9 protein-coding genes are annotated in these 12,827 nt (G+C 66.9%); 6 read left to right on the top strand and 3 right to left on the bottom strand.

Features of this window, described 5'->3' with window-relative positions:
• Positions 1-227 precede the first annotated feature (227 nt).
• The gene (locus AB6732_RS07350) at positions 228-1,340 is read left to right on the top strand and encodes a hypothetical protein (protein ID WP_370959326.1); all 1,113 of its coding nucleotides are present in this window, start codon (positions 228-230) and stop codon (positions 1,338-1,340) included.
• A 321-nt stretch (positions 1,341-1,661) separates the two neighbouring features.
• Here AB6732_RS07350 and AB6732_RS07345 read toward each other — a convergent pair whose 3' ends face one another.
• Complete coding sequence (locus AB6732_RS07345; protein WP_370959325.1) at positions 1,662-2,645, bottom strand: SDR family NAD(P)-dependent oxidoreductase; 984 nt, start codon at positions 2,643-2,645, stop codon at positions 1,662-1,664.
• A 68-nt stretch (positions 2,646-2,713) separates the two neighbouring features.
• Here AB6732_RS07345 and AB6732_RS07340 point away from each other — a divergent pair, with 68 nt between their 5' ends.
• On the top strand, positions 2,714-3,142 hold the full coding sequence (locus AB6732_RS07340; RefSeq protein ID WP_370959324.1) for a MerR family transcriptional regulator: 429 nt from the start codon (positions 2,714-2,716) through the stop codon (positions 3,140-3,142).
• 1,512 nt (positions 3,143-4,654) lie between these two features.
• Here the strand turns inward: AB6732_RS07340 and AB6732_RS07335 are convergent.
• Positions 4,655-6,667, bottom strand: a complete 2,013-nt coding sequence (locus AB6732_RS07335) for a M3 family metallopeptidase (RefSeq protein ID WP_370959323.1) — start codon at positions 6,665-6,667, stop codon at positions 4,655-4,657.
• 95 nt (positions 6,668-6,762) lie between these two features.
• Here AB6732_RS07335 and AB6732_RS07330 point away from each other — a divergent pair, with 95 nt between their 5' ends.
• Positions 6,763-7,875, top strand: a complete 1,113-nt coding sequence (locus AB6732_RS07330) for an FAD-dependent monooxygenase (protein ID WP_370959322.1) — start codon at positions 6,763-6,765, stop codon at positions 7,873-7,875.
• Positions 7,876-7,950: 75 nt separating this feature from the next.
• Here AB6732_RS07330 and asnB read toward each other — a convergent pair whose 3' ends face one another.
• Positions 7,951-10,629: an asparagine synthase (glutamine-hydrolyzing) gene (gene asnB, locus AB6732_RS07325; RefSeq protein WP_370959321.1), complete on the bottom strand. Its 2,679-nt coding sequence runs from the start codon at positions 10,627-10,629 to the stop codon at positions 7,951-7,953.
• Positions 10,630-10,762: 133 nt separating this feature from the next.
• On the opposite strand from asnB, the gene pdxT reads away from it, so the two are divergent.
• The 3 genes from pdxT to ruvC are packed head-to-tail and all read left to right on the top strand — an operon-like array spanning position 10,763 to position 12,814.
• The gene (pdxT, locus tag AB6732_RS07320) at positions 10,763-11,449 is read left to right on the top strand and encodes a pyridoxal 5'-phosphate synthase glutaminase subunit PdxT (RefSeq protein ID WP_370959320.1); all 687 of its coding nucleotides are present in this window, start codon (positions 10,763-10,765) and stop codon (positions 11,447-11,449) included.
• Positions 11,450-11,451: 2 nt separating this feature from the next.
• Positions 11,452-12,207, top strand: coding sequence for a YebC/PmpR family DNA-binding transcriptional regulator (locus tag AB6732_RS07315; protein WP_287903234.1), 756 nt, complete (start codon positions 11,452-11,454; stop codon positions 12,205-12,207).
• Between the two features lie 28 nt (positions 12,208-12,235).
• Positions 12,236-12,814, top strand: coding sequence for a crossover junction endodeoxyribonuclease RuvC (gene ruvC, locus AB6732_RS07310; RefSeq protein ID WP_370959319.1), 579 nt, complete (start codon positions 12,236-12,238; stop codon positions 12,812-12,814).
• Positions 12,815-12,827 lie beyond the last annotated feature (13 nt).

The raw sequence follows: 12,827 nt of genomic DNA, 5'->3' as shown, positions 1-12,827 counted from the left end.
GCCTCACGGGCTCAGAAGGTCAGGCCCGGTTGGTGGGCCGGATTGAAAGCAGGTTACTGGAGCTCGGACTCACACCGGAGTCAGACAGCCTGACCTTCGAGCGGTGGCAATCACCGGAACCGACCGAGGTGCTGCTTGAATTCGGTGGAACCCGGCTGCCCATCGCCTCCGTGTTCCCCTATTCTGGAACTACTGGACCGGACGGGATCACGGCGGAGGCCGTGGTCGTGGACCTGCATGATCCGGACTGGTCCGCCGCTCGTGGAAACATCGCGGTGATTCCCGTGACGAACCCGCAGGCACCTTTGTCCGCACTGGTGGGGACATGGTTCGACGCGCCCGCCTGGGGGCCGGTGAACAATCCGCAGCTCGGGGCCATGCTCGCCGCGATGCTCCTTCCTGCCGCGAGGGAGCACGGCGTCGCCGCGGTCGTGTTTGCCTGGCAAGAATTGCCCAGAGAGGTCATCACCGGTCAGTACATGCCCTTCACGCTGCCGCCGCAGAACATCCCAGCGGTGTTCGTGGACGGAGAGGCGACAGCGACACTTCTCGCAGGCCAGGGAGCCCGCATCCGTCTCCGACTGAACATCACGAGGGACGCAGAGGCGTCCACGCGCACCGTTTGGACGATGATCGAAGGAACCGAAGCGCCCGAGGAGACGATCATCCTCATCACCCATACCGACGGCGTCAACTGCCTGGAGGAGAACGGGCACATCGCGATGCTCGAGCTGGCGCAGCGAATCGCGAAGCACCCGTGCCGGCGCACCATCGTGTTCGGCTTCGTCACCGGGCACCTGCGCATCCCTGCAGTCACCGCCCATGGGCAGGCCTCAAGCCGCTGGCTGGAAGAGCACCCCGAACTCTGGGACGGAGCTCCTGGACACAGGAGCGCCGTTGCGGGACTTGGCTTGGAACACTTCGGGGCCCGCGCCGTGCCCGCTGACGGAACATGGGCGACCGCACCGCTTGAACCCGAACTGCTGTACGCCAGCACCGAAGAACTCGCCAAGCTCGCACTCCAGCAATGGGACTTCGGAACGCGTCCCCAACGCGTCTCCCGGCCATTGTCGTCCCTGCATTTCGGCGAAGCGGAGCCGATGTTCCAGCGCGGAGTTCCCACCGTCGCGCTCGTGACCGCCCCGGATTACCTCCTGGCAGAACGCGAGGACGATTACGTGGACATCGCCGCCATGGAGGACCAGATCGAATCGTTTCATCGAATCCTGCGGCTGCTCGACACCATGCCGCGCGATCACATCGGAGTCGTCGAGGTATCCGCGGCCCCCTCAGGGCTCGATACGCTCCAGAGCGCTCTGAACGCGCTCGGAGGTGCGTGAGAAGATCCGCGGTCAGCACACCTCGACGACGAAGACCCTGACCGTGTCAAGGCCTCCCTGCACGGATCTGATAACCGGGCTGGGCGGGAACCTCGCGAGCGGCCCTGGCTGCGCCGAGGCCCCTCACTGCCCATCGGCCACGATCGCATCGACGAAATAGTTGCCCCCGCCACTGACTTCAACCCTGAGGACGCCGACAACGCACACCTTCACATGACTGACGCCCGGTTGTGTAGGCGCGCCCGGCAGGGCACACGAGAATGACCACAGTGCCCTGCCAGGCTTGCGCGCCGTCGATCGGGCGGGCCGGCAGCCCCATACTCAGAGGGCGGGGATGATTCCCGTGACTGCCGTGGAATACTCCCAGAGTCTGGACGCACTCTCGGGGTCCAGGGCCCAGGGTTTCACTCCTCCTGCGACCATGTCGGCGTCCGTTGAGACGTGGGCTACGTCATTGTCCTGGGCATAGATTCCCGACAGGTCCTGGAGCAGCGGAGAGGTGAGTGCCCAGACCGCTGTTGACGCGCCCTGCTGAGGGGTCTTGAGGCGGAGCGCGGGGCTGGGGTTCCCCTCGTTGTCGGCCCATCCAAGGGCGATTTGATCCTGCACGGACAGATGCCGTTGAAGGGGTGTCATGATGTTTCCGGGGTGCACCGCGTAGGCGCGGAGTCCTGCCTGTCGTCCGCGTTCGGCGAGTTCAACCGCGAAGAGGGCATTGGCTGTCTTGGACTGGCCATAAGCGAGCCATGGGTCATAGGTCTCGGCGACGAAGTCGATGTCATCCCATCGGATCCCTGAGGCGAAATGGCCAGCGGATGAGAGCATCACGACGCAGGATTCGTGGTGTGTGAGCAGCGGGATCATCCCGCCGATCAACGCGAAGTGTCCGAGGTGGTTGACTGCGAATTGATACTCGCGCCCCTGCATGGCGCGGCGTTCGGGCGTCGCCATGACCCCGGCGCTGGCGATGACCCCGTCAAAGGGCGTTCCGTCTGCGAGGAAATGGTCGCTTAAGCGAGTGATGGAGTCGAGGTCAGCCAGGTCGGATTCCACGACCCTCACGCGTTCAAGGCCTGACAGTGCTTGAGTCGCAGCATCCACCCGGCGGGAGGGGATGACGACAGCCGCGCCGGCTCGAACGAGTGCACGAGTCATCTCCAGGCCGAGTCCCGAGTAGCCTCCGGTGATCAGATATCGCTTGTTCCTCAGGTCGATGTCGGCCAGGACATCATCTGCAGTGTCGGACCGGCTCAGGCCGGAGGGAAGGGGATGCTGACGTTCCAGACGCTGTTCTAAAGTGATCATGCTTGGAATCTAGGATCTAGAGTTCGCTCTAGGTCAAGTGCCTATCGAAGAACCGTGAGGATCGCAGCATGGACGAGCAGAGCATCCGCTACACCATTGGCGAGGTGTCGCACCTCACCGGCCTGAGTGTGCACGCGCTGCGGTGGTTCGAACGAGAAGGCCTCATCCCGATCGAGGTCCCCAGAACGTCCGGAGGACAGCGGATCTTCGACGCCGATATCGTCTACTGGATCACCCTCTGCACCACCCTGCGCGAGACCGGGATGCCCATCTCCGGCATCAAGGCGTTCGCCGAGCTCGTGGCCGCCGGCCCCGGCAACGAGAGCGATCGGCTCGCCCTCCTCGAAGCCCACGAACAAGCCGTGCGCGATCGGATCGCACACCTGGAGAATTCACTCAGCATCATCGTCACCAAGAGCGAGACCTACCGGGCCCACATAGCGGCGGGCACTGCGCGGGGCGTGTGGGACCCGATAGCCCTGCGGGCTGAGCAATAGGGGACCCGGCTGGAGGACCGGTTGCTGCGCCCGAGACATTCGAGGCCTCGATCAGCAGGATTCTTCGCCCGGAGAGCGGCAACCCGATGTAGCGGCGCAGCCAGAGCCACGACCAAAGCAGCACCCACGCGAGATTGACATGGCGCTGCGACGGACACTCAGGGATCGAGTGGGAGCGGCGGTCTGCTTGGCTCAGGAAGGTCGTGCCGTCGGTCGCGAACATATCCTTGCCCCGGCCGCGCCGGTCTGGTCCGCACGCAAGGAACCGTTCACTCCTCATTGATGCAAGACCTCACCAGCGTTGAGTGCGCGGGCGTCTGTCGGCCGCCTCGGCGACGGAGACTCGCCTTCGACCCCTGTGCTGCTGAGAAGAGCTCCCGTTCAAGAACTTGAGGTGTTTCCGGGGGTGCGGCTGAAGGTGTGGAGTAACCTCAGCAGGGAGGCCGCGGCATTGCGTAATTGAAAGTCGGGATCTGCGAGAGTCTCGGCCGTGAGCGCGTCGACAGCGCCGCTGAGCATGATGGCCTGCGCCCTCGGGTCAATCTGGTCGTCGTATTCGTCGGCAGCTTGCGCCCGAACGATGAGCTCGGCGAGCGGCTGCCGCTCTCCCGGGCTTGAACCGCATCGGACTCGCCTCCCTCCGAATCCCGGTCGAACAAGTCGCCGAACGCGGAACCCACATCCTGCAGCACATGCTTCGCGACCGCTCCAAGGCCCAGGTCAGACACGAACGGTTCGCCGGCGAGTTTGTCTTCGGAAAGACTCTCGCCGCGCCCAGCCCGTAGAAGACTCAGCCCTGGCCCGCAGCGATGCCGGGAGTCGTTGTGCGAGTAAGCAGCTCGGGCTCTTTTGCGATCGTCCCCGCTTGACGCTTACGGCGCAGTCGATCGCGGGACGCGGTCCGCTAGCGTGGTTGCGTGACCGGATTCGCCACCCCCGCTCATCCCGGATTTTCTCCGCCTGATAGTTGGGGGACTCGACCCGGATGGCCTGAGAGTGGCTCTGAGAAATCGCAGGGTTCTCCTCAATGCCCACGCCGAGGCACTCCTCGCCCATCCCGCGCTCTCCGCTCGTGCCCCCGAAGAGATCACCGTGGTGCAGAAATCTGTCGAGGCGCTCGGTTTGGCTGCGGGGGCCACATTGCCCAGCGTCTTCGCCGTGGCACGGAAGCAAGGTCCCGCGCTTTGCCCGCCGGACGCGGGCCCTTACCTCCGATTGGCGCTCCTGCACCAGGCTGATGCTCCAGATTCGGTGCTCTCCGCCGGACGTTCGCCGCCGGGATCTCTCAAGGTGGCCTCTGCTCCGCTGCTTGATGACGTTGAGTATCCCAAGGGTTACTATCTTCGAGCGGTTGACGGACAGCCACGGCTCCGCAGTTACCGCTGTGATGACGAGTATTGCTTCCCGCCGGATCAGGACTTCATCTTCCGGGTGGCCGATGATCCGGGACCGGTTGCTGGGTGTTCGTCCGCGGGAGTCCCACACTGACGGTCACCCAGCAACCCATAACCCTCAGGCGAGCCCGCGACGCTTCAGCAGCGGGGCGACCTCGGCGTCGCGGCCGCGGAAGGCCTGGAAGCTCTCCAGCGGGTCACGGCTGTTGCCCCTGCTGAGCAGTTCCTGGCGGAAGTGCTCGCCGTTCTCACGGGTGAGACCGCCGTTCTCGCGGAACCACTCGACGGTGTCCGCGTCGAGGACCTCGCTCCAGATGTAGGAGTAGTAGCCCGCGGCGTACCAGCCGCCGGCGAAGATGTGCTGGAAGTAGCCCGAGCGGTAGCGCGGCGGCACCAGGTCCCAGTCCAGCCCGGCCTTGTCGAGGGCAGCACGCTCGAAGCCCTCTACGTCCTCGGGGACGTCGCCCTGGCCGAAGGAGTGCCAGGCCAGGTCGAGCAGGGCGGCGCCCAGATACTCGGTGGTCCCGAAGCCTTGACCCCAGAGCTGCGCGGCGTCGAGGCGTTCCACCACGGCGGGGTCCAGCGCCTCGCCGGTCACGTGGTGGCGGGCGTAGTTGGCCAGCACCTCGGGGTGGAAGATCCACATCTCATTGACCTGCGAGGGGTACTCGACGAAGTCGCGGGGCACATTGGCGCCTGACAGGCCCGGATACTTCACCTTCGACAGCAGGCCGTGCAGGGCATGCCCGAATTCGTGGAAGACGGTCCGGAGCTCGTCGAGGGTCAGCAGCGCGGGCTCGCCTTCGGCGGGGCGGGCGATGTTGAGGGTGTTGAAGACCACGGGCGACGTCCCGGCGAAGCTGGACTGCTCCACGAGGGAGTTCATCCAGGCGCCACCGCGCTTGGAGGGACGCGTGAAGAAGTCACCGAGGAACAGGCCCAAGGGAGTGCCGTCCTCCTCGAAGACCTCCCAGGCGCGGACATCGGGGTGGTAGACCTTGAGATCGGGCCGCTCGGTGAACGTCAGGCCGAAGAGCTTGCCGGCAGCGTGGAAGATGCCGTTCTCGATCACGCTGTCGAGCTCGAAATAGGGGCGCAGCTCCTGCTCGTCCACCTGGAACCGCTCATTGCGGACCCGGTCCGAGTGGAACTGCCAGTCCGCGGCGTCGATGGGATGACCGGCCGACGCCGCCAGCGCCTCCGCCTCACGCTCGGCGTTCGCGCGGGCCGCGGGCGCCATGCGGTGCAGCATCTCGAGGACAGGTTCCAGCCCGGGCGCCGTCTGGTCCTGCACGGAGAGCTCCGCGTAGTTGGCGAAGCCCAGCAGCTCGGCCTTCTCGGCGCGGAGGCGTGCCTGCTCCAGGATGTTCTCCCGGACATCCAGATCGCCCGGCTGAATGCCGCGGGCGAGCGAGTTGGCGAGCAGCTGCGCGCGCGTGCCCGGATCCTCCAGGACGGACAGCGCAGGCTGGCTGCTCGGCTGGATCAGCGGCACGAGGAACTTGCCGGAGTGTCCGGCTTCGTCGGCGGACTGGGCGGCGGAGCGGATGGCTTCGGCGTCGAAGCCGCGGAGGGCCTCTTCGGTGTCCACGACGAGGGCTCCGGCGTTCACGCTCTCCTTGGCCTTCTGGGAGAATTCGGTGCCGAGCGCGGACAGGCGGGCGTTGATCTCCCGGAGCCGTGCCTGCTGGCTCTCTTCGAGGCCGATGCCCGCCAGGCGGAACCGGCGGAGGTACTCCGAGAGCAACTGCGCGTCCTCGCCCTCCAGGCCGTCGGCGTCGACCGCTTCGAAGCGGTCGAACAGCGCGCGGTTGAGGTAGATCCCGTCCTCGTGCTCGGCAAGCAGGGGCGTCACCTCGGATTCCAGAGCGTCGAGCTCCGGCGAGCTGTCCGCGCCGGAGACGGTGTGGAAGGCCCGGACGGCGCGCTCCAGCAGGTCGCCGGAGGATTCCAGCGCCAGGACGGTGTTGTGGAAGTCAGGGGCGTCGGCGTTGCCGGTGATGGCCTCGACCTCGGCGCGGTGTTCGCTGAGACCCTGGAGGATCGCCTCGCGGTAGTCTTCGGTGGTGAGCTCGGCGAACGGCGTCAGACCGTACGGGAGCGTGCTCGGCTGCAGAAGAGGATTGGTCATGAAACGACCCTTTCACAGCCGTGGCGTGTGTCACAAGGCTGGCGCGCCGGGAGAGTCATGGGGGGACCCGGTGAGCCGGGAAGAGGAGGGGCTGAATGCGCATCGCGATCATCGGTGCCGGGCTGGTCGGTCTCGCCACGGCCGCCGGATTGGCACGCCACGGGGCCCAGGTGGAGGTCTTCGAACGGGCCGGCGAGGGGTCTCCGGCCGGGGCAGGGATCTCACTGTTCCCGAACAGCCGGAAGGCCATGCGTCGCTTGGGTCTGGGCGATGGTTTCGACCGTCTTCCACACGGCCCGCCTGCGGGGATCCGCACCGCGATGCGCCGACGCGACGGGCGCATCAGGTTCTCCGCACCCGCCCCGCGCGACCACGGCGTCCGCATGTTCCATCGCAATGACCTCCGCGAATTCCTGCTGGAGTCGTGCCCTGACGTCACCTTCCACTGGCGCGTCGCCGCCTCGGTGGCCGACGACGGCGACCGCCTCCGCCGCGCGCGCCTCACCGTCGACGGGGGAGGCGGTGCTCCGGGCAGCACCCGAACCGTCGACGGCTGGGATCTGGTGATCGCTGCGGACGGCCTGCGCAGCCGCACCCGGACGGCACTGGGGCTCGACCCTGGCCTGCGCTACGCCGGGTACACCGCCTGGCGGGGTGTGACGGCGGTCCCTGTGGACACGGACGGCACGGCGGGGGAGGACTGGGCCGGGGAACACCGGTTCGGCACAGTCCCCCTCGCGGACGGCAGGGCGTACTGGTTCGCCGTGGCGAGCCGACCGGCGGGGGAGACCGCGGTGTCCCGGGGCCTCATGTCCGAGAAGGACGCCGTGAGCCGCGAGTTCGCCGATTGGTACCGCACGGTCGGCATGCTGATCGACGCGACACCCGACGACGCCGTCCTGCGCCATGACATCCACGACCTCGCCCGGCCCCTCAGAGCGTTTCACCGGGGCCGGGTGGCCCTGGCAGGCGACGCCGCTCACGCCATGACACCGGACCTCGGGCAGGGCGCCGGGGCGGGGTTCGAGGACGCGGCGGCACTGTGTGCCCTCGTCGCCGGCGCCAGGGGAGACGGACCCGATGGGGAAGGGCAGGACGCCGTGGCGCTCCTCGAGCGCTACAGCTCGCAGCGGGCCCGCTCGGCGGGGCGCGTCCTCCTCGCCTCGCGGTTCATGGGGAAGGTGGCCCACCGCCGTCGTCGGGTATAGCGAACCGGACCCCGACGTGAGGAGGCCCCCACCGGAACATCCGGTGGGGGCCTCCTCGCGGGACGGGGACCTGGCTCAGGCCTGCGTCACCACGAGAGACATCGGGGTCGCCTGGGCGCCCTGTCCCTGCGGGTTGTCCTTGAACATCCCCGCGATCGTCTCGGTCGGGAGCGCGGTGTCGTGGCCCATGACCACGACGCCCAGGTCGTTGGCGTCCATGATGGCCACGCCGCCGAAGTTCTCCACCGCCTCGTCGGGCAGGGTCGCGCGGATCTCGGCGCTCAGCGCACGTGCCACGCCCTCGGGATCCTTCGGAGCGAGCTTCACGGAGTTGCTCGCCGCGCCCAGGCTGTACGGGGTCGCGCCGTCGATGGCATTGATGTTGTTGCCGACCACGTCGTAGAAGACGCCGCTCTTGCCCTGGAACTTGCCCACCACGGACGCCGCGGCGGCCTTGGCGATGAGCGGCAGGCCGACCTCGTTGATGGCGATCTGCATGGACCAGGGGCTGCCCAGGCCGATGCCGGCGGGCGTGCGGGTGACGAACTTGCTCAGCACGCGGGCGGCAGGAGTCACCTTGATCTCCCAGACTGGGAAGGAACGGCCCTGCGTGATGGCGACGATCTTCTCGCTCACCAGCAGGTACCACTTCCGGCCGTCCTGGCGTGCGCTCTCGATGGCATCCCGGACGTCCGCCGGGGCGCCTTCCAGACCGTCGAAGAAGCGGGCCGGGTACTGGGTCACCGCGGGAGCCAGCTCGGTGTCCTTGGCGAACACCTCGGTCTGGAGCGGGAAGCGGAGGAACGTGGCGCCGGCCGACTCGATGCCGAGCTCCTTGCCTGGGTTCGGCTCGTAGTCGCTCTTGTTGAGCTTCACGTCCGCAGGGGTCTCGTTCTTGTCGATGAACTCACGGAACCACAGCTCGACGTTCATGAGGCGCCAGAACACCATGGTGTCGGCGTCGTTCTTGTCGTTGAGGTACTCCTCGAACGCGGTCAGGACCGCTTCACGGTTCCAGTACGGACGGTTGTAGAAGGAGTTCGACATGAAGATCTTGTAGATCCGCTCGTTCATGATGCGGAACCACTCCACCTCGGGGGTGGTGAAGCCGATCTTGTTGCGGCGGTTGCTGATCTTCTCGGGAAGCAGCCCGCGGGTGGCGTCCCGGAGGATCCGCTTGTTCCAGCCGCCCTTGATGATGGCCTCATCGGACAGGCTGAAGAGGAACTTCACCACTTCCTTGTCCAGGAAGGGCACGCGGCCCTCCAGGGAGAAGCGCATGGTGTTCTTGTCCTCGTAGCGGAGCAGCGAGGGCAGCGACTTGTGGAAGAGGTCGTCGATGAGACGGGCCTTCATGTTGTCCGGCACGTTGCCGAACTTCTCGCCACGGTACCCGGAGGTGAACTCCTTGTTGAGGAGCTGGCCCATGGTCACGCGCTTCTTGGCGGTGAGCTTGGACTTCAGACGGAAGCGGCCCAGGCGGTAGAAGATGTCCAGGGACTGGCCGGCTTCCTTGAGGAGCTTCCGGTAGTCGCCGGCCTTCTGCAGCTGGCGCAGGTATGCGAAGTAGTACGGGATGTAGCCGGCCATCATCTCGTCGGCGCCTTGGCCGTCGAGCAGCACGGTGACGTGCTTGCTGGCTTCCTTCATGACGCAGTACTGGGCGTACGGTCCGGAGGAGATGATGGGCTCCTCCATGGTGCGGACGAAGTCCTCGAGGTCCGCCGCGAAGCCCTCGGCCGTCGGGAGGATCTTGTGGGCCTCGATGTTGCCGCTGCACTTGGCGATGGCGGCGTCCGCGTAGGCCTCCTCGTCATTGATCGAGTTGGGGAAGACCGCGCTGAAGGTGTTCTGCTTGGGGCCGATCGAGTCGACCGCGTCCGCGTGTTCCTGCATCAGTTTGTTGATGGTCACGACGACGGCGGAGGAGTCGAGGCCGCCGGAGAGGGCGGAGCCCACGGGGACCTCGGACTTGAGGCGCATCCGGATGGCCTCGGTGAACCGCTGGCGGTATTCCTCGGTGACCTCGGGCGTGTACGGGCGGTTGACGCTCGAAAGCTCCTCGAGCTCCTGGCGCAGCCGCGTGAAGCTCTCGATGGTGAAGCGGCCCGTGGCGTTGTCGATGGTCATCATCTCGCCGGGGAGCAGCTTGTTGACGCCGGCGAAGAAGGTCTCGGCGGTGTCGTCGTGGATCCGGTACTGCAGGTAGCGGTAGAGGATGCGCTCGTTGGGCGCGGCCTCGATGTGGCCGGTGGCCAGGATCGGGCGGATCTCGGAGGCGAAGATCACGCGGGGCTCGTCCTCGGTCCCGGCGTTCGCCCAGTACACCGGCTTGATGCCGAAGTGGTCGCGGGCCAGCACGGTGACGTTGCGCTTCTTGTCCAGGATGGCGAGACCGAACATGCCGTTGAAACGGTCGAACGCTTCGGTGCCCCACTCCTCGTAGGACTGCAGGACGACCTCGGTGTCCGACTGGGTGCGGAACGTGCGGCCCAGGGCCTCCAGCTCGGCGCGCAGCTCGAGGTAGTTGTAGACCTCGCCGTTGTAGACGAGGACGAAGTCGCCGTCGGCGCTGATCATCGGCTCCTGGCCGTGCGCGACGTCGATGATGGACAAACGGCGGTGCGCGAGTCCCACATTCGCCTCGGTGAAGTACCCCTCACCATCGGGGCCACGGTGAACGATGCAGGCGCTCATGGCCTTGAGCATCTCCTCGTTCTCCCCAAAGCCGTGGTAACCGGCGATTCCGCACATACTGCGCACCTCTTCGATAGATAACAGGTCCTGACCAATGCTACTGGGTGGGCGGCCCCCGTCCGGGGAGCATAGAAGGGTCGCGGGCGTCACACGGAACGGCCGCGACGTCCCGGCTGATTACACTGTCAAGGTGCGAATTCCTCCCTCCGACGCCCCCTTGGTGGGCGTGCTCGCCCTGCAGGGCGACTTCCGAGAACACCTGAAGGCCGTCCACGAGGTGGGCGGCCGCGCCGTTCCCGTGCGCCGCCCGGCCGAGCTGGCCGGCGTCGACGGCCTCGTGATCCCCGGCGGTGAGTCGACGGCGATCGACAAGCTGGCCCGCGCTTTCGAGCTGTCCGAGCCCCTCCGCGAGCGGATCGCCGCGGGGCTCCCGGTGTACGGTTCCTGCGCTGGGATGATCCTCCTGGCCGACCGGATCGAGGATCCGACCCTGGACCTCGACGGGAATCCCCAGCAGACCTTCGGCGGCATCGACATGACGGTGCGCCGCAACGCCTTCGGGCGTCAGCGCGAGTCCTTCGAAGTCGATGTGGACTTCGGCGGCCTCGAGTTCTCGGCCGGGCGCGACGGCGACGGCGTGGCTCCCGTTCACGCGGTCTTCATCCGGGGTCCCTGGGTCGAGTCGGTCGGCGAGGGCGTCGAGGTCCTGGCCCAGTTGCACCCTGACGAGATGCCGTCCGCGGCGACACTCGATTCACGGGCTAGAATTGTTGCGGTTCGCTCGGGCAACCTGCTCGCCACGTCGTTCCATCCCGAAGTGACGGGGGAGCTGCGCGTTCACGAACTGTTCATCCGGATGATCAAAGGAGAAGCGTAGGCATGTCGGGTCACTCCAAATGGGCTACCACCAAGCACAAGAAGGCCGTGATCGACGGCAGGCGTGCCAAGGCGTTCGCCAAGTTCATCAAGAACATCGAGGTCGCGTCGCGGATGGGCGGACCGGACCTCTCCGGCAACCCGGCGCTCGACCTGGCCGTGTCCAAGGCCAAGAAGAACTCGGTCCCCAATGACAACATCGACCGCGCCATCAAGCGCGGCGCCGGTCTGACCGGTGAAGTCGTCGACTACACCGAGATCATGTACGAAGCACGTGGCCCGCAGGGTTCCGCGCTGCTGATCGAGTGCCTCACGGACAACAAGAACCGTGCCGCCTCCGAGGTGCGCCTGGCCATCACCCGCAACGGCGGCACCGTGGCCGACCCGGGTTCGGTGGCGTACCTCTTCACCCGCCGCGGCGTGGTCAGTCTGCCGAAGAACGGCCTGAGTGAGGACGACCTGCTCATGGTCGTGCTCGACGCCGGCGCCGACGAGGTCAAGGACCAGGGCGAGAACTGGGAGATCCACTCCGAGCCGGGCGATCTGCAGGCCATCCGCGACGCGCTGAACGAGGCCGGCATCGAGTACGAGACCGATGAGGCCGAGTTCCTTCCGTCCATGCAGGTCGACCTCGACCTGGACGGCGCCAAGAAGTTCCTCAAGCTCGTGGACGCGCTGGAAGAGCTGGACGACGTCCAGAACGTCTACACCAACGCTGATCTGAGCGAAGAGGTCCAGGCCCAGCTCGAGGCCGAGTAGTCATCGTCCCGGTGAAAGGGCTCCTGCCGTGAGCCTGCGGGTTCTCGGGGTCGACCCGGGACTCACGCGGTGCGGCCTGGGGGTCGTGGACGTCGCCGGCGACCGCCGCGCCACCATGGTGGCCGTCGGAGTCGTCGGCACGGCGGCCGAGCAGCCGCTGGATCAGCGGCTGCTCGTGATCGCCAACGCGATCGACGAGTGGCTGGACCGCCATGAGCCGCACGTGGTCGCGGTGGAACGGGTGTTCTCGCAGCAGAACGTCAGCACCGTGATGGGCGTGGCCCAGGTGTCCGGCGTGGTCATCGCCGCGGCCGCCCGGCGCGGCATCGCGGTGGCCCTCCACACGCCGTCGGAGGTCAAGGCCGCCGTGACCGGCAGCGGCCGGGCCGACAAGGAAGCGGTCACCCGCATGGTGACCAAGATCCTCCGGCTGGAGGTGGCCCCCCGGCCCGCCGATGCCGCCGACGCGCTGGCGCTGGCCATCACCCACGCATGGCGTGCCGGCAGCGGCGCCGCCGTCGCCACCTCGGCGCCCGGTCACGCGTCGCTCACCCCGGCGCAGAAGGCCTGGGCCGAAGCCGAGGCCCGGGCGCGGCGCGGTCGCTGACCCGGGGATCGTC

It is taken from the genome of Arthrobacter sp. RCC_34 (assembly GCF_041360795.1).
Taxonomy (GTDB): domain Bacteria; phylum Actinomycetota; class Actinomycetes; order Actinomycetales; family Micrococcaceae; genus Arthrobacter_E.
Note: the sequence above shows the minus strand (reverse complement) of the source record. Positions and strands in the feature narration are given on the sequence as shown.